The organism is Mesorhizobium sp. M1342 (assembly GCF_040317955.1).
In the GTDB taxonomy this organism is placed as follows: Bacteria; Pseudomonadota; Alphaproteobacteria; order Rhizobiales; family Rhizobiaceae; genus Mesorhizobium.
The window spans coordinates 86,332-109,941 of record NZ_JAMYLI010000024.1 but is presented as its reverse complement, the minus strand read 5'-3'; the positions used below and the strand labels follow the sequence as shown (position 1 = coordinate 109,941).

Genomic DNA, 23,610 nt, shown 5'->3' with positions numbered 1-23,610 from the left:
TTTTTTTTTTTTTTTTTTTTTTTTTTTTTTTTTTTTTTTTTTTTTTTTTTTTTTTTTTTTTTTTTTTTTTGTTTTTGTTTTTTCTCTCCTCCCCTACCGGCCTTGGGAGGATTTAGCGGGCTGCGGTCCAGCCCTTGTAGTCCTTCAGGTTCTCGGCCGTGATGAGCTTCGGGGCGAGCAGGACGGTCGGCTCCGCCGGCTTCTTGCCGGCCAACAGTTCGGCCGCCATCGTCAGCGACTGGCCGGCCATCACATAGGGATCCTGCGAGGCCGAGGCCTTGATCATCGAGGTGCCGGAGGAGAGTTCCTTCTCGATATCGGGCGCGCCGTCGACGGCGGTGAAGATGAACTCCGAGCGGTTGAGCTGCTTGGCGGCAAGCTGGGCGCCGATCGCCGTCGGATCGTTGATGGCAAACACCGCATCGATCTTGTCGAAGCGGGTGAGCAGCGACTGGAACACCTTCAGGCCGCCGTCGCGCGAGCCTTCGGCATTCTGGTCGTCGGAGAGGATCTTGATGTCGGGATGCTGCGCCAGCACGTTCTTGCAGCCCTTCACCCGCTCCAGAATCGACGACGATGCCGGTCCGTTGAGGATGACGTAGTCGCCCTTGCCGCCGGTGTGGTCGACCAGGTATTGGCAGGCCTCTTCGCCGGCCTTGACGTTGTTGGTCATCACGGTCACGTCGGCGCCCGGCGCCGAAACGTCGAAGGCGGCAACGACGATACCCGCAGCCTGTGCCTTCTTCACCGCCGGCGCGATCGCCTTGGCGTCGACGGCATTGAGCATGATCACGTCGACACCGGCGGCGATGAACGAATCGACCTGCGAGACCTGCTTGTTGAGGTCATAGTCGGCCGACACCGAGGTCACCTCGACCTTTGGGTTGATCTTCTTGGCCGCGTCCTCGATGCCCTTGATGGTGGCGACGAAGAAGGGATTGCCGAGCAGGCCGACCGAGATGCCGACCTTATTGAGGTCCTTGGCCGAAGCAGGCGCGATGGCGAGCGACGCGAGTGCGACGCCGCAGAGCAGTTTGGCGATGGTCTTCATTGCTTTCCTCCGATTGCCCCGCGCCTCTCACGGTGCGTTACATGAAACCGGTCGTTGACGCCGGCGACTAAGGTCAATCACGTTCTTGCTCCTGCCTGGAGCCTGTAGCGGTCGAGGGCGACCGCCACGATGATGACCAATCCCTTGATGATGTACTGCCAGATGTCGGAGACACCGGCCAAGATGAGCCCGTTGGAGAGCACCGCGATGATCAGGCCGCCGATCAGCGTACCCCAGATCGAGCCGACGCCACCGACGAAGCTGGTGCCGCCGAGGATGACAGCGGCAATGGCGTCGAGTTCATAGGACTGCCCGAGCTGCAGCCCGTTGGCGGCATAGAGCCGGGCCGCCGACATGGCGCCGCCAAGGCCGGCCAGCAGGCCGGAAATGCCATAGACGAAGAGCAGCACCAGCGGCACCTTGATGCCGGTCAGCCGCGCCGCTTCGGCATTGCCGCCGACGGCATAGATCCAGGTGCCGAGCACGGTGCGCTTGAGCACCAGCCAGGACAGCACCACCACCGACAGCGCGATGATGACCAGCCACGGAATGCCGAACAGCGAACCGTTGCCGATGAAATCGAACGGCAGGTCCGAATTGAACACCGTGGTGTCCTGGCCGAGCAGGCGGGCGACGCCGCGCACCGCGGTCAGCGAACCCAGCGTGACGATGAAGGGCGGCAGCTTGATATAGGCGATGAGCAGCCCGTTGATGAGGCCGAAGCCGAGGCCGACCAGAATGGCCGCCGGCACACCGAGCAAACCCCAGTCGGGCACCAGCGACACCATCACCGCCACCATCGCCGATGCGGCCAGGATGGCGCCGACGGACAGGTCGATACCGCCGGTCAGGATGACGAAGGTCATGCCGGCCGCCAGCACGATGTTGATCGACGACTGCTGGGTGACGATCAACAGGTTGGTCTCGGTCAGGAAGCGCGGGTTCAGGAACTGGAAGCCGGCCGCCAGCAGGATCAGCACCGGCAGCATGCCAAGGGCAGCGAAAGCCGTGCGCAACCGTCGGCTGGTGCCGGTGGCCTGGCCGCCTGCGCTGATCTCGGTCGCCTTGTCGGTCATTGCTGAGCCGCTCCCGTTGCAAGTTCCATGATTTTTTCCTGGCTCAGCGGTTCGCCTTGCGATGCCGTCACCTCGCCCGATATCGTGCCGTCGCGCATCACCAGCACGCGGTCGGCGACGCCGATCACCTCGGGCAGTTCGCTGGAGATCATCAGGATGGCGATGCCCTGTTTGGCGAGATTGTCGATCAGCCGGTAGATTTCCGATTTCGCCCCGACATCGACGCCGCGGGTCGGCTCGTCGAGGATGACCACCTTCGGCTCGGTCTCAAGCAGGCGGGCGAGCAGCACCTTCTGCTGGTTGCCGCCCGACAGGGAGCCGGCATTGGCCTGCACCGAACTGGTGCGGATGGAGAGATCGGCAACAGCCTTGGAAGCGCGCCTTTCGGCGGCCGCGAAATCGCGCAAGCCGCCGGCGCGCGAATCCCGCGCCAGCACGCCCATGCTGATGTTGTCGGAAATCGACATGTCGAGGAACAGGCCGAGTTCCTTGCGGTCCTCGGTCAGATAGGCGATGCCGGCATCGAGCGCCTCGCGCGGCGAGCCGATGGAGATCGTTTTGCCGTCGAGTTCCAGCGTGCCTGACACGCGCCTGTCGGCGCCGAAGATCAGCCGCGCAAGCTCGGTACGGCCGGAACCGACCAGACCCGCCAGCGCCAGCACCTCGCCCTTGTGCAGGTCGAACGAACAGTCTTTCAGGAGACGGCCGTCGGACATGCCACGCACCGAGAGCGCCACCGCGCGTTTTTCGTCCGGCGGCCGATGATCCTTCTTGTAGAAAGCCGACAGATCGCGGCCGACCATCATCGAGACGAGGCGCGAGGCGCTGAGGTCGGCACGTTCGAGCGTGCCGACATAACCGCTGTCGCGCAGCACGCTGACGCGATCGGCAAGCTGGTAGACCTCTTCCATGCGGTGACTGATGTAGATGATGGCGATGCCTTGCGATTTCAGCGTCGCGATGACCTCGAACAGCCGGTCGGCCTCGCGCGAGGTCAGCGACGTCGTCGGCTCGTCCATGACGATGATGCGCGCATTGGTCGACAGCGCGCGGGCGATCTCGACCAATTGGCGCTCGCCGAGCGACAGGCTGGAGACCATGTCGCGGGCCGAAAAGGAGACGCCCAGACGCGCGATGATCTCCCTGGCGCGTCGAGTGCACTGGTCGCGGTCGACGATGCCGAAGCGCCGCGGCTCGTTGCCGAGGAAGATGTTTTGCGCCACCGTCAGATTGGGCGCCAGCGACAACTCCTGATAGATCACCGCGACGCCGCTGGCGCGCGCCTTGATCGGATCGCCGGTCGCGGCCGGCATGCCGTCGATCAGGATCTCGCCACCGGCATCCGGCCGATAGGCGCCTGAAAGCACTTTCATCAATGTCGACTTACCGGCGCCGTTCTCGCCCATCAAGGCGTGCAGCTCGCCGGCATGGACGCTGAGCGAGACATCGTGCAAGGCACGGATCGCGCCGAACGTCTTGGAGATGTGGCGCATCTCCAGCACCGGCTGGCGCGCCGTCTCGGCCTTGGCAATCGCACTCATCGCGCGCCTCCCGCCACCGCACCAGCGACGCCCCGGTCCATGGTGGCGGCACGCCAATTGCCGCGATAGCCTACCAACCCGGTGAAACGCGACGCGCGCACCGGCTCCGGAACTTCGGCGGCGAATTCGCGCCCAACGCTCTCGAAGGCGAGCGCCGCTGCACCGGTGGCACTGCCCTCCAGCGTGGCGCCCTGCAGGAAAGCCTGGTCGGGACGCAATTGCGCCAGCAGTCCGGCGAGCAGACCGCCCGTATTCAGCCCGCCATCGACGATCACCGTGTTGTTCGAATGGATGAGGTCGAGGCAGAGATCGACCATCAGCGCGACGTAGAGCAGCGCCGTAGCCGCGCGTTCCTCGACATTGGGCGCGCGCCCCGCCAGTCGGCCGGAATGCCCCGCCATCGGCCCGCCCGGCGCGAAGCTCGGCAGCGCCATGATGCCGGCATCGATCACCCGCTGCACCGCCGGGCCGGCGATCTCGCCTTGCCAGCCGGCGCTGATGGTTGCGAATTCACGCCCGCCCATGAAGCGGATGGTCGGCACTGGGCCGCCGCCGACATCGACATTGACCAGCATGTCGCGGTCCCGGTCGAGCGCGTCGAGGGGACAGGACGGATTGAGCACGACGACCCAGGTGCCGGTAGAAACGACGGTGACCGGGCCAAGCTCCTGCCGGCGATAGGCATGCAGCGCCGCATTCGAGTCATGGACGCCGTTGTGGATGGCGATCGGGCTTGCCGCAGCGCCGAGGCGCTGCTCGCCGATAACGGTGCCGGCGCGCTCGAAGGCAGGCATCCGGTCACGCCAGCCCTGCGCGTCGACCAGCGAGGAAAAATCTTGGCGGCGCGGCGCCCACAAATGCGAATGGCAGCCGAGATAGGATACTTCCGAGACCGCCCGTCCGCCAAGGCGCCAGCTCCAATATTGCGGATAGCCGAGGATCGATTTCGACGCGGCGAACGCGTCGGGCTCGACCTCCTGCAGCCACAGCATGTGGCGGCCGTAGTTGAAGCCCAGCGGCAACCGCGGCGAGAAGGTCTCGGCAAAGCCCGGAATGCGGCGATCGATCCGCGCGGCAATCTCGGCCGGCGGCTCTTGCTCGTAATCGAGGATCGGATGCGTCAGCGCCGCCTCGTCGACCAAGGCAAAGGTGCAGCCATGGCCCGAGACCATGACCCCTTCCACTCCATGACCATCGACCGCATCGGCAACGGCGCTGAGCGCCCAATGGTGGAGCGCCGCCTCGTCGAGCACGCTGAAGCCGCCTTGGCGCACCCATTTCGGCTGGGTCCGGCGCTCGTCGACAATGCGCCCGTCCTGGCCGAAGACGAACAGCTTCGAATTGGTCTTGCCGAAATCGAGGACAGCCACCTTCACTGGATGGCTCCCGAGGCTATCCGCACCATGACGCCGGCGTCCTCCAGCATGCGCGCATCGGCGTCGGAGAGACCGTCGTCGGTGACCAGCGTGCCGATGCGGGAAAGCGGCAGCGCGACATTGCGCGCGTGGATCGACAGTTTGCGGCTATCGGCCAGCACCACGATCTGGTCGGCGCAGAGGCTGAGATCGAAGATCGAGCGTACCAGCAGCGGGTGCGATTCCATCACGCCTTCCTGGCCAAGGCCTTGCGCGCCGAGAAAGAATTTGGAGGCGTAGAAGGGCACGGCCTGGGTGAGCGAATGGATGATGCCGGGTTCGCGATGCAGATCACCGCCCGCAACCGTCAGGCTGCAATGGCCGTGGTCGCTGAGATAGGCCGCCAGCGGCATCGAGTTGGTGTAGAGGCGGATGTTGCGCTCGGCGAGCTTGACCCCGAGATGGAAGCAGGTCGAGCCGCCATGCACGATGACGGCGTCGCCGTCACGCACCATGGTCGCCGCGAGAGCGGCGATCTGCCGCTTGGCCTCGACCGCAAGGTCGCGGTTCTCGTCATAGGGCCGGGCGTAGGCGACACCGGCCTGGGAAGCGCCGTCGAGCGCCGAGATGCCGCCATAGACCTTCCGCGCTTCGCCGGCTTCGTCGATCCTGTCGATATCGCGCCTGACCGTCGCGGCTGAAACGCCAAGCCGTTCCTGCAGCTCGCGCACCGAAGCGAACGGACGATCCCGCAGCAGTTCGACGATCTGACGCTGGCGGCCGGAGTCGCTCAATTCTTTCCTCCCGGATGCCATTTCCATGGCAGTTGGCGCAACTTACTCAACATTAGCCGGATTGCAAGCGGGTTTTGATGATACTAGATCACTATTGACGTAGATCACTCGTATCTGCGATATCAGCGCCAATTCGACCCCGGCAACGGGATTTCGCGCAGGACACGGCCGAGCCGTTGGAGGAAAAGCGCCATGGCGACCCAAGCTGACGCGCAGGAACTGGCGGCCTTACGGGCGCTTTCGGCCAGCATCGGGCAGAGCCCGCATCTGACCCAGGCGGCAGGCGGCAACACCTCGCTGAAAGCCGGCGACACGCTGTGGATCAAGGCCTCCGGCACCTGGCTGAAGGACGCGCTGGTCGATGACATCATGGTGCCGGTGGCGATGGCGCCGTTGCTGAGAGCCGTCGAACAGCGCGATCGCGCCGCCGACCAGCCGCAAGGTTTCGCCATTGCAGCGCTCAACCCGCGCGGCCTGCGGCCGTCGATCGAGACCACGGTGCACGCCCTGATGCCGCAGCGCGTGGTTCTTCACGTCCATTGCGTCGACACCATCTCGCTTGCCGTGCAGGCCGATGGCGAGGCCGAGGTCGCCAGGCGGCTCGATGGCATCGAATGGGCCTATGTGCCTTATTTCCGGCCAGGCCTGCCGCTTGCACGCGGCATTGCCGAAAAACTGCGGCCTGGCGTCGACGTGCTGATCCTTGGCAATCACGGGCTGGTCGTCGCCGCCGAAACTGTCGCCGGGGCGGAGCTTCTGCTGCGCCGTATCAGGTCTTTGCTGGCCCGGCCGGCGCGCGCGACCGCCGCACCCGACCTCAATGCCTTGGCGGCTCTTGCCGGCGACAGTGGCTACAGATTGCCGGCCGATGTCGAAGCGCATGCGGTTGCGCTCGACCCTGAGAGCCGCCGCATGGCGCAGGCCGGCAGCCTCTATCCGGACCACGTCATCTTCCTCGGCCAGGGCTCCATCGTGGCGAAACCGGGCGAGGCGGTGGCCGATGTCATTGCACGACTGGACACGTCGCCTGCGGCGATCCTGTTTCCCGGCGCAGGCGTGCTGATGCGCGGCGACGCCAGTGCCGGCGCCGATGCCATGCAACGCTGCCTCGCCGACGTGACCGCGCGGATCGACGTCGCAGCGCGGCTGAACTATCTCACCGCTTCCGAGAATGACGAGCTGGTCAACTGGGACGCCGAGCAATATCGCCAGAAGCTCAACGCGGCTGGCGGCTAGCATGGACATGATGCCACTTGTCATCGGCATCGACCTAGGCACATCAGGTGCGCGCGCCGTCGCCATGCGCCCGGATTTTTCCATAGCCGGGCATTCGGCCGTTCCACTCGACAGGTTTGGCCACGATGACCGAGCCCCCACGGCATGGTGGCAAGCGGTCAAGGCGGTGCTGACGGACCTGCTTTCCGGCATCGACCGCACGGCGGTCCGCGCCATCGCCATCGACGGCACCTCCGGCACGCTGCTGCCGGTCGACGCCGCCGGGCGGCCGCTGGCCGAACCGCTGATGTACAACGACAAGGTCGATGACGACGACATTCTGGCCGCGATCGACCGCACCGCGCCGGCTGCAAGTGCAGCGCACGGAGCGACATCCGGCCTCGCCAAGGCCCTGCGCTTCCAGCATCTGCCGGGCATTGCGGCGGTGCTGCATCAGGCCGACTGGATTGCCGGAAACTTCTCCGGCCGCTTCGACGTCAGCGACGAGAACAATGCCCTGAAGACAGGCTATGATGTCGAGGCCCGCCGCTGGCCGGAATGGATCGCCGCGACCGGAATGCGCGTGGAGTTGCTGCCGCGCGTGGTCGAGCCGGGCGAAGTCACCGGCGCCCTCACCGCGGAAGCCGGGGAACTGTTCGGCTTGCCGCGCGATGTGGCCGTCGTCGCCGGAACCACGGATGGCTGCGCCTCGTTCCTGGCGACCGGTGCTGCCGCGATCGGCGACGGCGTCACCGCGCTGGGATCCTCGCTGACCATCAAGATCCTGTCCGACCGGCCGATTTCGGCGCCGCGCTTCGGCATCTACAGCCACCGGCTCGGCAACGCCTGGCTGGCAGGCGGTGCGTCGAATTCCGGCGGCAAGGTGCTGGCTCAGCATTTTCCGCTCGCCCGTATCATCGAACTCAGCGCAAAAATCGACCCGGAGACCGACACCGGCCTCGATTACTATCCGCTTCCCGCCACGGGCGAACGATTTCCGATCGCCGATCCGGCGCTGCCGCCTCGCCTTGCACCCCGGCCGGCGGACGACGCCGATTATCTGAAAGCGATGTTCGAAGGCATCGCCGCGATCGAAGCGCTCGGCTATGACAGGCTTGCCGAACTCGGCGCGCCCGCGCTGATATCGGTCAGGAGCGTCGGAGGCGGGGCGGCGAACCCAGCCTGGACGGCAATCCGGCGGCGCAGGCTCGGCGTCGATTTCCTGCCCGCGCTTTCCGACGAGGCCGCCGCCGGCACGGCGCGGCTGGCGCTGATGGGTGCAAGCCGGGCAGGACTCCTATGAGCGCGAAAACGATCGAACGTCTCGACGGCATCGGGCCGCTGGCGGAGCGCTACGACGTGTTCCTGCTCGACCAGTTCGGCGTGCTGCATGACGGCACACGGCCCTATCCGGGCGCGGTGGCAGCGCTGTCGGCGCTGAAGCGCGCCGGCAAGACCGTGGTGCTGGTTTCGAACTCCGGCAGGCGGGCACGACCCAATGAAAGCCGGCTCATAAAACTCGGCTTCGAAGCGGGAAGCTGGGATCATTTCGTTTCTTCCGGCGAGGTGGCGTGGCGATCCTTCAGGGAGATGGCGATGTCGGGGAAGCTGCGCCCAGGGACAAAATGCCTGCTGATCAGCCGTGAAGCTGACCGCTCCGCGATCGAGGGCCTGCCTTTTGTGCTGACCGGGTCCGGCGATGAGGCCGAACTGGTAATGATCGCGGCCAGCGAGGGTGACCGCTTTGACCTCGACCATTATCGCAGGCTATTCGCGCCGGCTGCAGCGCGGCGGGTGCCGTGTTTCTGCACCAATCCCGACATCATCATGCTGACGGCCGTTGGCCCTCGCTTCGGCGCCGGCCGTCTGGCCGATCTCTATGAAAGCCTGGGCGGCAGCGTTACCCGAATAGGCAAGCCCGACAAGGCGATTTTCGACGCCGCGCTGGCGCTGGCCGGCGAGCCGGACCGTGGCACCGTGGTCTGTGTCGGCGACAGCGTCGAACACGATATATCGGGGGGAAACAGCACCGGCATCGCCACCGCGCTGGTGCTGAGCGGAATACTGGCGGACACACCGGATCTCGCCGCTGTTTTCGACGAACAGCAGGCCTGGCCGGACTACATCACGGAGAGCTTCAGCTTCCGCTGACCGCTTCCAGCATGCGCCGCGCGCTCTCCTCGTCGGTGATCAGGATGGTTGGGGCGATGAGGGTCATGGCGCCGAGCAGCGCTTCGGTTTTCTCCTCGCCACCGGAGGTGAGGATACGGATCGGCGCCTTGCGCAGACGATCGACATCCACCGACATCACGTGGCTGTTGACGGGATGGTCGACCAGATCGCCATTGCGGTCGAAGAAATGGAACAGGAGGTCACCAACGGCGCCACGCGCAAGCAAGGCCTCCCGATCCGCCTCCTTGAGAAAGCCGCCACGAGAGAAGGTGGTGGCGGAGGCGATCCCGCCGACGCTCAGCAGAACGGCATCGAGCACGTCGGCCATTTCGAAAATCTCCTGCAGGCCGCAGCGCTCGATCAGTGCGATCTTGGTCTCGACGCTGTCGACGACGGCTGGTGTCGGCATCAGATAGCCGTCGCCCTGGAATATCTGAGCGAAGCGCCAGGCGAACTCGGCTGGGTTGACCCGGCGCACGACGCCGACACCGCCAAGCAGCGAAATCACCTTGAAGTCGGTGAGCGACTTGGCGCTGATGAAGGGCAGGCTCGAGAACAGCGTCTGCCCCCAGCCGACGCCGACCCGCATCCCGGACTTCATCGTGTCCGACAGGAAACTGCCGGTCTTGGCGCTGATCGCTGGTATCGGATCAGCGTTGGGTGCCGAAAGCGGCGCCACCAGCGCCTGCTGCAGCCCGAACGTCTTCTCCAGCGCGCGCTCAAGCCGCACGATTTCCGACAATTCGCTCTCGATGGTGATCTTCACTTCGTTGCGCGCCCGGGCATCCGCCAGCATGCGCACGATGGTGACGCGACCGACGCCGAGCACGTCGGCGATCTCGTTCTGCGTCATCTGTTCGACGAAATACATCCAGGCGGCGCGAATCCTGAGGCGATCCGTCCGGCTTTCGCTGGCGACCTGCTCGGTTGCCTCGCCTCGACCGTCTTCGCTTTCGCCCTGTCGTCGTCTGCCCAAGTCTGTCTCTCCCCCTGCGGCGACGGACGAGCGCGCTGCCGCCGATTCTGCATGCTGGTCTAGTATCGCCTATTGATCTACCAATCGATAGGAACAATGTAGAGAGTGGCGGCTGCCCCGGTTGGCGGCTATCCGCAGCAAATTTCAAGGCGATCCGCGATGCTCCGACAAATCTCCGAAGATGTCCGCGTCAATCTGAAGGACCGGCTGCGGGAAGTCCGCGAAATCATCCGCCAGAGCCGCCATGACGGCAGCGGCGATGCCAGCATCCTGCGCGAAGCAACCAGCCATCTGCCGCCGTTTCCAGGCAAGGGCATCGAAGGCCTGCTCAGCCATGCCGCGAGTGCCGTCGACGAAGCGCTGTCGATCGCTGAAGCTTTCGTCCCGCATGAGCGCCCGATCAAGGTGGACGGCACGACGGTGAAGGGCCTCGGCACCTATTTCCCGGTCGGCAACGAGGATCGCCAACTGGACGCCGAACGCCTGTTCCGGCGCGATATGTATTATCTGACCAAGGCGGTTCTTGCCGGCCTGAACATCGACAATGCCCGCATCCACGAAGCCGATTTCGCGGCCGTCCATGCCACGATGCGCAAGCGGCATGGCGATCTGCTGGCCGCGTTGGCCGCGCCAGGTGCCGGACTGCAGGCAATCGCGGCCACCTGTTCGGCGCTGCTGGTCGAGTGCCTCGGCCAGCGTCCGGTCCGCTTTGCCGAAACGATGTCCGAAACGCCGGCGGTGGTGGGCAGCAGCGCGCTTGACGTAAGCTGCCTGGCACCGCTCGCTTTGGCCTGCGGCCTGGCGCCCGCCGGCAGGGACGGCGCGCCGGAGCCGGATATGCTGGAGATCGCGATACTGGCGGCGGATATTCGCCACGACCGCATCGTTCAGGCCTGCGCCAAGGCAAACCCGATCGCTGAACTGACACCGGTGTTCGCCACCTTGCTTGCCCATCTGCCGTAGTTGGCCGGCCTGGGCTAGCCTTCAGCGGCCATGGCCATGATCGCTTTCTTGGCGCGCTGGATGGAAGCCGGGCTCATCGAGAGTTCGGTCAGCCCCATCTTCACGAATGTCGCAATGAGATCCGGACGGCCGGCCGCCTCACCGCACATGCCGACCATGATACCGGCGGCGACGCCGGCTTTTGCCGTCATTTCGATCGCCGACATGACGGCTGGATTGGTGACATCGTTGAGCTTGGCGACGGTCGGATTGAGCCGGTCCGCGGCCATGATGTATTGGGTCAGATCGTTGGTGCCGATCGAGAAGAAAGCGACCTCCTTGGCCAGCGTCGGGGCGATCAGCACGGCGGCCGGGGTTTCGATCATTACGCCGAGATCGAAGGTCGCATGCGGCACGCCTTCGGCTTTCAGCTCGGCCGTGCATTCGTCAACCAGCACGCGCGTCTGCCTGACCTCCGAGAGGTCGGACACCATCGGCAGCATCACCTTGATGTTGCCGTGCACGGCTGCGCGCAGCAGCGCCCGCAGTTGGCGCTTGAAGATGTCGGGCCGGTCGAGACACATGCGGATGCCGCGCCAGCCGAGGAAGGGGTTTTCCTCGTCGGGAAATTCGATGCCGGCAATCGGCTTGTCACCGCCGATGTCGAGCGTGCGTACAATGACCGGATAAGGCGCAAAAGCCTTGGCCAGCGCCGCATAGGTCTCGGCCTGCATGTCTTCCGAGGGCAGATGCATATGGCGCATGAACAAAAGCTCGGTGCGGAACAGGCCGATGCCCATGGCACCAGCCTCTTGCGCCGCTTCGATTTCCTCGAGTGAGCCGATATTGGCCGCGACCTCGATGATCCTGCCGTCGGCGAGCTTCGGCGTCACCGTCTTGAAGATGGTCAGGCCGGCGCGCTCCTTTGCCGCCGCTTCGACGCGGCCGGCGAAATCGGCACGGGTCGCCTCGTCGGGGTCGATGATCACATGGCCGGCATTGCCGTCGAGCGCGACGTCTCGCGCGGTGCGCAAGGCATTGACCTGGCCGCCGAGGCCGAGCACTGCCGGAATGCCGTGCGAGCGCGCGATGATGGCGATGTGCGAGGTGGCGCCGCCATGGCCGCACACCACGCCGCCGATACGCTTCAGCGGCGCGCGTGCCAGATCCCAGGCGCCGATGTCATCGGCAATCAGGATAGCCCCTTCGGGTATGTTTTCGAGGCTGACATCGTCTTGGCCCAGCAACACGAGGCAGATCTGCCGCCCGACCGCATGAACGTCATCCGCCCGCGCGTTGAGATAGTGATCGTCGACCGCGCTGAATTCGGCGGCAATGGTGGAGGCGGCGGTGATGACGGCGGAGACCGCGTCATTGCCGCCCTTGATCAGGCCCTCGGCCTCACCAGTCAGGCTATCGTCGGCGGCGATATCCCTGAGCGCGGCGACGATGCCGCGGTCTCCAGCCGACAGGCTGTCCTGCGCCAACGCATTATCCATACGGGCCTGGACCGCGCCGACGGCCGTGCGGAACCTGTCGATCTCGCCTTCTATCTCCTCGGCCCGCAACACGCGGCCCTGTCCGGCGATATCGGGTGGAAAATGCGCAAAGGCCGGGCCGATGGCGAAACCTTCGCTGGCGGCCACGCCACGCAGGCGGTTTGCCCCGTCAGGTGCCGCCGGCACGGATCCGGGCGCGGGTGCCGCTTCCTGCCCGGCATCGTTCGCCGGGCTCTGCGCCTCCGCTTCATCATCGAGGCCGGCCCGCGGATTCTCGAGATAGCCGATCAGCGCCTCGAGTGCCTCGATGGCATCGGCGCCATTCGCCCGCACCGTGACTTCCTGGTTCTCCTTGACCGCCAGCAGCATCAGCTTGACCGAACTCTTGGCGCTGACCGCCTTGCCGTCCTTGACCAGTTCGACGTCGGATTCGAAGCCCTTGGCGAGCTTCACGAACCGCGTCGCGGGACGGGCGTGCAAACCTTCATGCACTCTGACGATGGTCGAGCGTTCCATGGCAATACTCTGGTTTTGGGCGCCGCTCCCAACATAGGCCACGGCGCGAATGCTGTCAGGCGGCGATGGTGATGATTGCGCCGGTCTTCAGGGCGGCCACCAGCGCTTGCGGGTCGACTTGCGACGCACAGATCTCGCCCGGCCTCTCGGCCTCGGTAGCGCCGTTGAACGAGATGACGACATGGCCCATTTCCAGCACCTTGCTCCACGCGCTGGAGCCGACCGCTGTGATAACAGCGACAACCGGGCCGAGGGTGATCGAAGCGCCCTTGGCGGGCGCTCCGTCACTTGGTCCCTGCTCCGCCTTGTGGAGCACCGAAACCTCGGCAAGCTCCGGCGGCGAGCCATCCGCAAACAGGATGACCACGCCCCCTTCGGCAAGGTCCGCCACTTCGGGGCCGATGGCAGTGACCCGTGTTCTCAACAGAACCGTCATATGGCGAACCTCATTTTCTCAACTTTCCCTAGAGCGGTGAACCGCTCTAACTCTTTGTTTTGACGCAATTTCCAAGGGAAAGCATTATGCGCTTTTCCCAGAGTTGCCTTAGAACACGATCAGGCTGACGACCCAGGCGATCAGCACCGAGACCGGCCCCATGATCTGGCGGCTGATGAGCACCGCCGGAACGCCGATTTCGATCGTCTTCGGCTTGGCCTCACCGAGCGCCAGGCCGACGGGGACGAAGTCGCAGCCCACCTGGGTATTGTAGGCAAACAGCGCCGGCAGTGCCATTGCCGGCGAAATCGTGCCGTTGGCGATCTGCGGGCCGATGATGGCGACGCCGATGACCTGCGCGATGACAGCGCCTGGCCCGAGAATGGGCGACAGGAACGGCAGGCCGCAGATCGCCGAGATGATCAGCAGGCCGACGATGTTGTTGGCCAGCGGACCCATCGGCTGCGCCAGCACATCGCCGATGCCGGTATACAGGATCAGACCGATGAGCATGGTCACGAAGGCCATGAACGGCAGCACGTTGCGGATGACCTGGTCGATGGTGCGGCGGCCGGCATTGAAGAAGATGCCGACGATACGTCCCATGACCCGGCCGATCGTGCTGATGAGGCCGATCAGCCCACCCTCGCTCGGCAGCGGCTGTGGTGCCGCGGCCGCATTGTTGCTTGAACTCATCGCTGCTGCTCCCCCTGCAGTCGTGACCGTTTCGGATCCGTCCGCCATTGTGATGTTGGCCGGCTTCACGCCCGAAACGTAGATGTCCTCGGTGATGAACTGGGCCAGCGGCCCCGATTGACCGACCGGCGTCAGATTGACGGTCGGGATGCGCTTGCGCGGATAGACGCCGCATCGTGCGGTGCCGCCGCAATCGACGACCACCACCGCCATCTCGCTTTCGATCGGCGGCGCCCTGAAGCCGTCGACGGCTTCGCCACCGGTCATGTCGGCAATAAGCTGTGCCACCGGGTGGATGCCACCACCGGTGACGGAAACAACCTTGCTGCGCTGTTCGGTCGGCTCGATCACGAGCGGGCCACCCCAACCGGTCTTGCCCCGGGAGATGCGTACGGCTTTATATGTCTTGGCCATGATGTCCTCCCCGCCCTTACAGCTCGACGCCCTGGCGGCGTGCCATGATGGCGGTGATGCGTTCGGTCAGCATGCCCTTGAGCAGGATGACGACGAGACCGACGATTGCGTACCAGATCGCCACCTTGACGTGGTAACCGGCAACGACGACGCCCTTCTTTTCCAGCTCCAGCAGCGCAACGAGAATGCCGCCCCAGACGAAATACTCGCCGGGATTGATGTGCGGGAACAGGCCGAGCGGCGGGTGCACATAGGACACGGCCGCGTCATAGAAGGCCGGCTTGTGCTTTTCTTCCAGGAACGATCCGAACGTATAGGCCATCGGATTGGTGAGGAAGAACACCGCCAGCAGCGGCAACAGCGTGTAGCGCGTCAGCGCGATCCGGCCGGCGCCGCGCGCCAGGCCATGCACGCGCTCTTCGCCGACCAGTTCGGTGACGGCGTAGAAGGCCGTCATCAGCACCACCAGCGTCGGGATGATGCCGGTGACGAAGCCGGCGAAGACCTCGCCGCCCTTCTGGAAGATGCCGATGAAGTACTTGCCGATGGCGGTCAGCCAGCCGAGCTGCTCTTCCTGCTGGACGTCCTTCAGCTTTTCCTTGAACTGATCGACGGTGATCGGTCCGCTGTCCGCTTGTGCGAGGACAACGAGATGGTCGGAGGCATGCTCGACTGCGAGCTTGCCATGCAATGCGGCATCCGAGACCATGGCACCTGCGACATGCAGATTGTGCACGGCCATGTCGGCATGCTGCGCCAACAACGAAAATACAGACATTTCTCCTCCTTATGCCACCCGCCGGTTGATCCCAGTCGGTGCGCGGCGTCCTCTATCCCTTTGATTTAGAGCCCGAAATCCTGCGGCCCTAAGCCCTTGCTATGTTCAAGCCGGACAGGCCCGGCTTCTTCCCCGGCTCCGACCGTGTCTTGTCGATCTGCTCGATCGCCCGTTTCACGGCCTCGGCCACACCGGGTTCCCCCTCCCCCATGATTGCAGGGTTGGACCGGAGTTTATCGAGGGGAACACCCTCGAATTCTTCATGTCTTTTGAATTTGGTGAAGACGGAACGGCCGCTCATCACCATCAGGCGGCGCACGACCAGATCAGGCGTCACCACGACGAGCGCGATGGTGCCCTTGGCCAACCGGCCGCGAAAATTGCCGGCTCCGACGAAGCCATCCTTGTACTGGTCGGTGACGCCCCTGAAGACATCCGAATAGTGCCGCATCTGCAGCCAGACGCCGAGCGACTGCAGCGCCCACACGATAACCAGCAGAAGCAGTCCCCACTGCCAAATCGCCATTCGGTTCTCCTCCCGAAGCCTCAGTTGAACCGCACCTTGGACCGGCGCGTGACAACAGCAAAGTGAGAACATTTGTTTCCGAGAATGTCAATATGTATGATATTGGCCTCGGCTGCGGTCATCTACAAGGGCGCTGACCGATTTCGGCCGTGGCGCTGTTGTGCTAGGCTGACCGGGAAACAGGATACGAGGAACATGGAGCTGCCCTTCAGGGACGAGCTGGCCTTGATGCCGGATCTTCGCCATCGGCTGCGGCAGCTGCGCTGGTTCCGCGCCACCTTTCGCGGCAGCGCCAAGGTGGTCTCGGACACGTTCGGCGTGCGCTTCGAGATCGACGAGGCCAAGCTCACCAGAGCCTTTCTCGACTGGGTCGAGATCATGGAAGCGCAGAAGCGCTTCGCCGCGATCGACCGCGCCGACTTCATCGTCTTTGCCGCCGGCCTCGTGCTGCGCGAGTTGATAAAACAGGCGCCGGCAAAAGAAATATCCGGCCTCACCCAACTGATCGAGACGGAAACGAACGCCGGCACGCTGGAAATCGTCCGCTTCTGGCCGGAGGGTTTCCTCTACACCAACTACTGCGTCTCGGTGATTTCGGCGATCCACGAGCAGGAATTCGGCACGGCACCCGGCATCGACAAATGCGCCGACGATTTGCGCACATGGTGGTCCTATCGCGAGAATGTGACCGAGATGCCGGCCTATGCGGTGGCTTTCCTCGACCGCTTTCTCGGCGCCGAACCGAACTGGATCACCCCAGATCGCGCGCAGTCCCGGCAAGCCATGCAACGGGCGCTCGGGTCTTCCCGTGCGAGCGATGCGTTGCGCCAGCTTTGAGCCCGCTCTTCGCGCCCCCAAAACGCACGCGCTATTGAACATTTGACTTTTTGCCGATAGCGATGTGCGAAAATTGACTCGAGAGGGAAACGCGTGGCGCGACCAAGGCCTATTATTTTCGATTGCGACGGCGTTCTTGTCGACAGCGAGCCGCTGGCCGCCCGCGCCTATGAGCGCGTCTACGAAAAGCACGGCATGCCCGGTGTCAACACCAGCATCATCGCCCAATGCGTCGGCATGAAGCAGTCCGATATCATCGCCAGGATCAAGGAATTGACCGGGCACCAATTTCCGGCGGCGGCGGACGGCGACATCTGGGCCGAGACCAAGGTGCTGTTCTCGCAGGAATTGAAGCCGACACCGGGAATCACTGCGTTTCTCGCGACGCTTGCGGGCGACCGCTGTGTCGCCTCGTCCTCCTCCGTCGAGCGCATAAACCACAGCCTTGCCGTGACCGGGCTGGCGCGTTTCTTCGGCGACGCGATCTACAGCTCCTCGATGGTCAAGAACGGCAAGCCCGCGCCGGACATCTTCCTCTTCGCGGCGGACAAGATCGGCGCCAATCCCGTTGACTGCATCGTCATCGAGGACTCGCCCTTCGGCATCCAGGGCGCTGTCGCCGCCGGCATGACGGCGATCGGCTACACCGGCGGCGGCCATACCTATGCCGAGCACGCCGCGCGGCTGACAGCTGCCGGTGCCGATTTCGTCTGCGCCGACTGGCAAGAAGTTAGCCGGCAATTGGCTAGGTTTGGTGTGCCGGCCTAGTTTAGGCGATACTTTGTGAATCCACGGCTGGCCCATTCGCCAGGCGGCACCAATGAGCCCACACGGAAGTTGAAGGACAGGACCTTGGTCGCATCGGCGTCGACTTCGCATCGGAAATTTAGGTTATACCAGGCGTTTCTGGTGCTGAAGGCGGCCTGCGGAGGATTGAGAACATTGCCTTTGTCCAGCGTGATGGTTGGCACCCATTTGACCGTATAGTCGGCAGTTTGCAATTCCCGGCTCAGAACGTTGCCGCAAAGGGTGGCCACGCGCTGACCGCGCGGCACATTCTCCATGGAGCTTGTAGCGAACGCATTGCCGGTTGCCCCTTGCGAGTAAAGCTTTCTGACGCCAGGAAGGCCGGAATAGATCGGTGATCCCGCAAGGGCGTTGTTGGTGGGATTTGACCTTCCAGCATTCCCGCTCGGCGCTTTGAAAGCTTTTGCGGGTTTGAACGTCATTGTCTTGGCAGGTTTGGCTTTGGGCTTTGCCTTTTCGGTCGAGGCTGGAGGCGCCGGCTTGTCACCGGTCTCAGCCGTCAATGGCTTTGGCGTCACGACGGCTTGCTTTTCGTCGGGTTGCGGTGCGGGTTCCTGTTTGTCCGGCTGCTGTTTGTCGGTGTCCTCGGTCGCCTGCTTCTCCTCGCTTTGCGCGGGCTTTTCGTCCGGCGCAACGGTGGCTGGCTTCTCGTCAGACTTGCTGGGCTCTGCCTTCTGCTGTGGCGTTGCAGCCGGGGCGGGCTGGGTCGGCGCGGGTGTCGGTGCTACAGGCGGCTTCGGCGCCTCATCCTTGGCCGGCGACGGCGTGTTGGGTTTAGCGCTGCTTCCGTCGAGCGATTTCTCCGGCCCGGTATCTTTCTGGCCGTACTGGAAAACGCGCTTCAAAACCTGGTCGTCTGGCGGTTTCGGCGGTTCCGGAGGCGGCTTTTGTTCAGGCGGCTTTTCAGCCTTCTTTTCAGGTGTCGGCTCCGGTGGCTTTGGAGCAGGTTTCGGCTTGGGCTTTTCGGGCGGGGGCACGATCGCGACATTGACGGGCTGTTCCTGCTGAGCCGGCTGCTGCTCGGGTCTCGGCAGGCCATAGACCAGAAACGCCGCGATGAGTGCATGCAGGATCAGCGATGCGGGCAAAGCCCACAGCAGATGCCGCCGCCGTTCTCCTGTTTCGCCCTTCATCCGCACCGATGTGGAATGAAATGGCGGCGGCTTCAAGCATAGGTAGTGGATTGGCTTGATTTAACCGCTGACAGGTTGGTGATCGGATGACGACGCGCAGACCCCAGGTCAGCCAGTTTGCCGCTGGCGCGGGATCCTGTCCAGAAACCGTTCGTCCAGCCGTGTCTCGCCAAACCAGTTCAGCCGGTTGATGCTGATAAAGCCGGCATCGATCGCCTCGTTTTCGTCACCCGGCTCACTTGCATGAGCGCGCCCGCGCGGCACGGTGATGACCGTGCGTTCGCCGTCGCTTTCCACGATCTCGGCCTTGCGGGCGATCTTGTCGCGGCCGATGCGCGGCTGCCGGATTTCGGCCGGCAGCAAGGTCGGCAGGTTGATGCTCAGCCAATGCCCCTCAGCGGCCCAGTCGGCGCGCGATTGCCACAATGAAGCGATCAGCGCGCCAAGCCATTGGTCGTCGCCATCGGTGAAATCAGGATTTTTCACGCGTGAGAAGCCGATGGCTGGAACGCCCCAAAACGTCGCCTCCCGCGCAATGCCGAGCGTGCCGGAATAGGCAAGGTCCTCGGCAACGTTGCGGCCATCGTTGACGCCCGACAGCACAAGGCCCGGTTTGTCGGAATCGGCGAACAGCCAGGTCATGGCGCTTACCACGCAATCGGCCGGGGTGCCGGAACAGGAGTACCAGTTCGGCTTGACGCGCCCCATGGTCAACGGCCTGGCAATCGTCAATGACGAGCCGGCAGCAGTGCGCTTGCCGTCGGGCGCGACCACCCAGACATCGTCGCTCAACCCGCCGGCCGCATTGACCAGACGGGCAAGCCCCGGCGCTTCGATGCCGTCGTCGTTGCAGATCAGAATTCTCATCGTTTTTTCGCCTCCGACACCACTATGCGCTGGCCGGTGCGGCATTGCGTGCGCAACGACGGGATGTGGGTTTGCAGATCGCCGAGAAGGTCCGGCGTGCAGGAATGACCGAGTGCTGCGGGACGCCCGGCCTTCTCCCAGATGTCGACATTGCCCGACAGCGTCGGATGGGTCGGCATGCGCACCCAGTCCGCCCGGCCGGCCTTGTGCAACAGATCGCCCGGCGAACCTGACGGCAGATGGCCGGTAAGCAGCACCGGAAAACCGGAATGGTCGGCACGCGGCAAGAGGCGCGACGACGGGCCGGCCTCACCCATACCGTCATCCGCCAGCAACGGCATTGGCGGCAGGGGATCGGCATCGGTCCAGTCGGCTGCGTCTTGCAGGCGGCGAAGCAAGAGTTCTGAGACACCTGGCAACAGGGATGCGGTGGCGCCGATCTGCGCTTCCAGCGACGAACGCATGCCGGCATGGATGGCGAACGGCCCCGGCAAGGCCGCGATCAGCTCCAGCGACCGACCCGAGAGCGGCGTCGGCAAAAGACACCCGCCCGAATGCGTCGCAACCCACTGCGATATTTCGAGCGCCCGCGCCGCCCCCGGCACCGGATCGGCGCCATAGGAAGCATCGAGGACAAGCAGGTCGCAGTGCGGGATCGCGTCCATGACGAAGACATTGCTGTCCGGCACCACATCGGCCGAATAGGCGACGCGGCTCTCGCCATCGTCCACGGCAAACCAGACGCCGCCCACCACATGCCCGGAGCGTCCCGTCCGGATCGTGAGATTTCCGCTCTTCAGCGTATCGCCGGGTTCGAACAATTCGATGCGGTCTTCGGGAAAAGGGAACCGTCTGAAATCCTCGGGCTCAGCATAGCCGGCGAGCGTGGCGGGCGCCTCATTGCGGGTCTCCGCCGTCATGAAGATCGGGCCGGCATAGCCGCGCGACAGCAGCCAGCTCAGCGCGCCGACATGATCCTCATGGGCATGCGAGACGAACAGCGCATCGATGTCGGCGGCCGACCCGTTCAGCGCCGGATAGTAGTTCGCCCCCGAGGCGCCGACCTTGATGCCGACGTCGAGCAGGATGCGATCCTTGCCGCTGCTGACAGCAAGACTGGTGCGGCCCTTTTCGCCAAAGCCGCCGAGTAGGTCGAGCATCATCACGATGCCGCCCCCACCGCCGGGATCAGCCAGCCGGACCTTATGCGCAGACGCGCCCGGGACCCGCTTTCCAGCATGACTGGGTCGGGCTGTTCGAAGTGCAAGGTGATGTCGGGACTGGTCGAAGGCGTGAATTCGATACGCGCCGAGCCACCCTGATAGATCACCCGCTTGACCAGGCCATCGAAGCCGGGGCCATCCGGCGAAACGTCGAGATCGGCTGACCGGCAGCAGATCTTGGCGCCAGCGCGCGGCCGCTCGCCTGGCCGGCAGCGGACAATCAGTTCAGTCCCGAGAACCCGGACCTTGCAGTGGCCCGCCTGCTCCGCGCTCAGCACGTCGGCGGGCAGCAAAATGCCTTGCGAAATGAAGGATGCGACCATTTCATTTGCCGGCTCATGATAGAGCTCGCGCGGCGTCGCCAGCTGGGCAAGGCGCCCGCCATCCATCACCGCGATGCGGTCGGCCAATGCCATCGCCTCGGCCTGATCATGGGTGATGTAGACGATAGTGGTGCCGGTGCGCTTGTGGAAGGATGCGAACTCGTCCTCCATCGATGCCCTCAGATGCACGTCGAGATTGGCGAGCGGCTCATCGAACAGCACTAGCGAGGGCGCGGCGACAAGGCAGCGCGCCAGCGCCACGCGCTGGCGCTGGCCGCCGGAAAGATTGGCCGGCCGACGCTCGCCCAGCCCTTGCAGATTGACAAGGGCCAGTGCGTCTTCAACCTTCCGGCGGGCGACGGCCTTGTCGAGCTTCGCCACCTTCAGCGAATAGCCGATGTTCTCGGCCACCGTCATATGCGGCCACAGCGCATAGTTCTGGAAGACGATGCCGACGCGCCGCTTTTCCGGCGCGACGCTGCCGCCCTTGCCCGACACGACCTCGCTGCCGATGCGGATTTCGCCCGACGTCACTTTCTCGAATCCGGCGACGAGCCTCAGCAACGTCGTCTTGCCGCAGCCGGAAGGGCCGAGCACTGCCAGGAACTCGCCGTCGGCGACGTCGATCGACACGTCCTTGACGGCATCGAAATTGGCGAAGCTCTTGGTCACATTGTCCAGGCTCAATCGCGCCATGGCAGCACTCCGGTCGGAAGGTAGGGGGCAAGCAGATTGGTCACCAGCATTAGCACGAAAGTGACCGCCACGGTGATGACGGACATCGCCGCCGCATAGTTGGAATCGCCGCCCTGCTCGAAGGAGAACATCACCACGCCGATCGTTTCTGAGCCCGACGACCACAGCAGTGCCGAAACGGTAAGTTCGCTTAAGGCCGTCATGAAGATCAGCAGGCCACCGGCGATCGCCGCCGGTGCCACCAAGGGAAAGATGATCGTGCGCATGCGGGTGAACAGCCCGGCGCCTGCCACTTGCGCCGCTTCCTCCAGCGCCCGGTCGATCTGGTGATAGCCGCTGATGGTTGGCCGCAGCGCCAGCACCAGGAAGCGGGCGAGATAGGCGTAGAGGATGATCCAGACCGTGTTGTAGAGCTGGATGCCGGTCAGCGGGATCGGCCGCAGGAACATGAGCAGCGAGGCGATCGCCAGCACCACACCGGGCAGAGCATAGGGCAGTTCCACCGACAGATTGAGCAGCCGCACCCAGCGCTGCTTGCCCCAGGCGATCAGATAGCCGATCGGCACGGCGACCAGGACCGCGAAGAACGCAGCCGCGATCGACAGCCAGAAGCTGTTGAAGAAGGCACGGCTGGCGGCATCATGCTCGAACAGCACGAAGCGATAATTGTCGAAGGTTGCCGTCTTGGCGGTGAGCGCGATGCCGTAGCCCGGCACCAGCGATGTCAGAACCAGCCCGAACAGCGGCAGGAACAGCACCACGATGATCAGCAGCCACATGCCGGCCTGCACGGCCGGCCGCCATCGGCCGAGTTCGTATGGCTCAGCCGCCAGCGACGTGGAGCTGATGCGATAGTCCCGGCGGCGGCTCATGATCTCCTGGGCAAGGATGCCCGCCATGGCGATGATACCGATCAGCACCGACAGGAATGCGGTTTCGCCGAGCACGGCGGGGCCGCCGCCGGCCAGCTTCTGATAGATCAGCGTCGGCAGCACGAGATAGTTGGCGGGAATGCCTAGAAAGGCCGGAATGCCGAAATTGCCGACGCAGGAGACGAAGGCGAGTGCGGCGGCGGCCATGATCGAGGGCGTCATCAACGGCAGCACGATGGTGACCAGCATGGTGAACCAGCCGGCACCGCCCGCCCGCGCCGCTTCGATCAGTTCGCGCGGCAGCTTGCGCAGGCCGGCGCGCACCAGCAGGAAGACCAGCGGGCCATACTGCACGCCGAGCAGCAGGATGATGCCCGATGTCGAATAGAGCGGGTTCCTGGTCCCGAGCGGCGGTGCCGCCCCGAACAGCTTGAGGAACGGGCTTGCCGGGCCGAACAATTGCAGCCAGGCCAGCGCCGTCACCTGCGGCGCGATCATCAGGGGCATGACGTAACAGAGCACCATGGCGCTGCGAGCGCGGATATCGGTCAGCGTAACGAGCACTGCCACCAGCGTTCCCGACAGCACCGCAAGCAGGGTGCCGCCGATACCGACGACCAGTGTGTGCCAGGTGGCGATCCAGGTCGCCGGACTGGCGAGCCCCGCCTTTATCGCGACGGTCGACAGCGTGCCGCCGGGTGCCACGATTTCCTTGATCAGGCGCAGCATCGGCAGCAGCGAAAGCAGGACGATGACGATGGCCACCGCCGCCGTCAGGACCATTTCCTGGCCCCGGCTTTCCCTGATCCGTGTTGACATGATTGCTTTTCCTGGGATTGATCAGCCGATGCGCTCGGATTTCGCA

At 64.3% G+C, this 23,610-nt stretch carries 22 protein-coding genes; 6 read left to right on the top strand and 16 right to left on the bottom strand.

Annotated features, from left to right (window positions below):
- Positions 1–112: 112 nt before the first annotated feature.
- From NKH06_RS23695 to NKH06_RS23675, 5 genes are all read right to left on the bottom strand, one after another.
- Positions 113–1,051 (bottom strand): ABC transporter substrate-binding protein, encoded by a 939-nt coding sequence (locus tag NKH06_RS23695; RefSeq protein WP_352894222.1) that lies wholly within the window; start codon positions 1,049–1,051, stop codon positions 113–115.
- A 77-nt stretch (positions 1,052–1,128) separates the two neighbouring features.
- The gene (locus NKH06_RS23690; protein ID WP_352611812.1) at positions 1,129–2,127 is read right to left on the bottom strand and encodes an ABC transporter permease subunit; all 999 of its coding nucleotides are present in this window, start codon (positions 2,125–2,127) and stop codon (positions 1,129–1,131) included.
- Positions 2,124–3,668 carry a sugar ABC transporter ATP-binding protein gene (locus NKH06_RS23685; RefSeq protein ID WP_352894220.1) on the bottom strand — a complete coding sequence of 515 codons (1,545 nt, stop codon included), beginning with the start codon at positions 3,666–3,668 and terminating at the stop codon, positions 2,124–2,126. Before NKH06_RS23685 ends, NKH06_RS23690 begins: the two co-directional genes overlap by 4 nt.
- The gene (locus NKH06_RS23680; protein ID WP_352776304.1) at positions 3,665–5,044 is read right to left on the bottom strand and encodes an FGGY-family carbohydrate kinase; all 1,380 of its coding nucleotides are present in this window, start codon (positions 5,042–5,044) and stop codon (positions 3,665–3,667) included. The genes NKH06_RS23685 and NKH06_RS23680 overlap by 4 nt, the downstream gene beginning before the upstream one ends.
- Positions 5,041–5,817, bottom strand: coding sequence for a DeoR/GlpR family DNA-binding transcription regulator (locus NKH06_RS23675; protein WP_023811051.1), 777 nt, complete (start codon positions 5,815–5,817; stop codon positions 5,041–5,043). Before NKH06_RS23675 ends, NKH06_RS23680 begins: the two co-directional genes overlap by 4 nt.
- A gap of 192 nt (positions 5,818–6,009) precedes the next feature.
- On the opposite strand from NKH06_RS23675, the gene NKH06_RS23670 reads away from it, so the two are divergent.
- Genes NKH06_RS23670 through NKH06_RS23660 form a run of 3 tightly spaced genes read left to right on the top strand, consistent with a single transcriptional unit; the run spans position 6,010 to position 9,183 of the window.
- The gene (locus tag NKH06_RS23670) at positions 6,010–7,053 is read left to right on the top strand and encodes a class II aldolase/adducin family protein (protein WP_352894217.1); all 1,044 of its coding nucleotides are present in this window, start codon (positions 6,010–6,012) and stop codon (positions 7,051–7,053) included.
- 7 nt (positions 7,054–7,060) lie between these two features.
- Positions 7,061–8,335: an FGGY-family carbohydrate kinase gene (locus NKH06_RS23665; protein WP_352442066.1), complete on the top strand. Its 1,275-nt coding sequence runs from the start codon at positions 7,061–7,063 to the stop codon at positions 8,333–8,335.
- Positions 8,332–9,183 carry a TIGR01459 family HAD-type hydrolase gene (locus NKH06_RS23660; RefSeq protein ID WP_352442061.1) on the top strand — a complete coding sequence of 284 codons (852 nt, stop codon included), beginning with the start codon at positions 8,332–8,334 and terminating at the stop codon, positions 9,181–9,183. The genes NKH06_RS23665 and NKH06_RS23660 overlap by 4 nt, the downstream gene beginning before the upstream one ends.
- Here NKH06_RS23660 and NKH06_RS23655 read toward each other — a convergent pair.
- Positions 9,170–10,180, bottom strand: coding sequence for a sugar-binding transcriptional regulator (locus tag NKH06_RS23655; protein ID WP_127269653.1), 1,011 nt, complete (start codon positions 10,178–10,180; stop codon positions 9,170–9,172). The two genes, NKH06_RS23660 and NKH06_RS23655, sit on opposite strands and share 14 nt — an antisense overlap.
- Before the next feature lie 159 nt (positions 10,181–10,339).
- Here NKH06_RS23655 and NKH06_RS23650 point away from each other — a divergent pair, with 159 nt between their 5' ends.
- Positions 10,340–11,143 (top strand): hypothetical protein, encoded by an 804-nt coding sequence (locus tag NKH06_RS23650; protein WP_352894216.1) that lies wholly within the window; start codon positions 10,340–10,342, stop codon positions 11,141–11,143.
- Between the two features lie 14 nt (positions 11,144–11,157).
- Here NKH06_RS23650 and ptsP read toward each other — a convergent pair whose 3' ends face one another.
- The 5 genes from ptsP to NKH06_RS23625 all read right to left on the bottom strand — a co-directional run bounded on the left by ptsP (position 11,158) and on the right by NKH06_RS23625 (position 15,987).
- Entirely contained in the window at positions 11,158–13,137 is a 1,980-nt protein-coding gene (gene ptsP, locus NKH06_RS23645) for a phosphoenolpyruvate--protein phosphotransferase (protein ID WP_023811045.1), read from the bottom strand.
- Between the two features lie 55 nt (positions 13,138–13,192).
- The gene (locus tag NKH06_RS23640; protein WP_023811044.1) at positions 13,193–13,573 is read right to left on the bottom strand and encodes a PTS glucitol/sorbitol transporter subunit IIA; all 381 of its coding nucleotides are present in this window, start codon (positions 13,571–13,573) and stop codon (positions 13,193–13,195) included.
- Positions 13,574–13,681: 108 nt separating this feature from the next.
- The gene (gene srlE / locus NKH06_RS23635) at positions 13,682–14,683 is read right to left on the bottom strand and encodes a PTS glucitol/sorbitol transporter subunit IIB (protein WP_023811043.1); all 1,002 of its coding nucleotides are present in this window, start codon (positions 14,681–14,683) and stop codon (positions 13,682–13,684) included.
- A gap of 16 nt (positions 14,684–14,699) precedes the next feature.
- Positions 14,700–15,461, bottom strand: coding sequence for a PTS glucitol/sorbitol transporter subunit IIC (gene srlA, locus NKH06_RS23630; RefSeq protein WP_013529328.1), 762 nt, complete (start codon positions 15,459–15,461; stop codon positions 14,700–14,702).
- 88 nt (positions 15,462–15,549) lie between these two features.
- Positions 15,550–15,987 carry a transcriptional regulator GutM gene (locus tag NKH06_RS23625; protein ID WP_023811041.1) on the bottom strand — a complete coding sequence of 146 codons (438 nt, stop codon included), beginning with the start codon at positions 15,985–15,987 and terminating at the stop codon, positions 15,550–15,552.
- 195 nt (positions 15,988–16,182) lie between these two features.
- Between NKH06_RS23625 and NKH06_RS23620 the strand changes: the two genes are divergently transcribed.
- Together NKH06_RS23620 and NKH06_RS23615 are read left to right on the top strand one after the other, a co-directional pair.
- Positions 16,183–16,824 carry a hypothetical protein gene (locus NKH06_RS23620; protein WP_023811040.1) on the top strand — a complete coding sequence of 214 codons (642 nt, stop codon included), beginning with the start codon at positions 16,183–16,185 and terminating at the stop codon, positions 16,822–16,824.
- 93 nt (positions 16,825–16,917) lie between these two features.
- Positions 16,918–17,592, top strand: a complete 675-nt coding sequence (locus NKH06_RS23615) for an HAD family hydrolase (protein WP_023811039.1) — start codon at positions 16,918–16,920, stop codon at positions 17,590–17,592.
- On the opposite strand, the gene NKH06_RS23610 is transcribed toward NKH06_RS23615, so the two are convergent.
- The 5 genes from NKH06_RS23610 to NKH06_RS23590 form a co-directional block, all read right to left on the bottom strand.
- Positions 17,589–18,764 (bottom strand): DUF930 domain-containing protein, encoded by a 1,176-nt coding sequence (locus tag NKH06_RS23610; protein WP_023811038.1) that lies wholly within the window; start codon positions 18,762–18,764, stop codon positions 17,589–17,591. The two genes, NKH06_RS23615 and NKH06_RS23610, sit on opposite strands and share 4 nt — an antisense overlap.
- A gap of 108 nt (positions 18,765–18,872) precedes the next feature.
- Positions 18,873–19,631 carry a 5'/3'-nucleotidase SurE gene (locus tag NKH06_RS23605; RefSeq protein ID WP_023811037.1) on the bottom strand — a complete coding sequence of 253 codons (759 nt, stop codon included), beginning with the start codon at positions 19,629–19,631 and terminating at the stop codon, positions 18,873–18,875.
- A complete protein-coding gene (locus NKH06_RS23600) occupies positions 19,628–20,794 on the bottom strand; it encodes an MBL fold metallo-hydrolase (protein WP_352894211.1) in 1,167 nt (388 codons plus the stop codon). The genes NKH06_RS23605 and NKH06_RS23600 overlap by 4 nt, the downstream gene beginning before the upstream one ends.
- Positions 20,794–21,873, bottom strand: a complete 1,080-nt coding sequence (locus NKH06_RS23595; RefSeq protein ID WP_023811035.1) for an ABC transporter ATP-binding protein — start codon at positions 21,871–21,873, stop codon at positions 20,794–20,796. Before NKH06_RS23595 ends, NKH06_RS23600 begins: the two co-directional genes overlap by 1 nt.
- Complete coding sequence (locus NKH06_RS23590; protein WP_023811034.1) at positions 21,861–23,564, bottom strand: ABC transporter permease; 1,704 nt, start codon at positions 23,562–23,564, stop codon at positions 21,861–21,863. The genes NKH06_RS23595 and NKH06_RS23590 overlap by 13 nt, the downstream gene beginning before the upstream one ends.
- Positions 23,565–23,610: the final 46 nt, after the last annotated feature.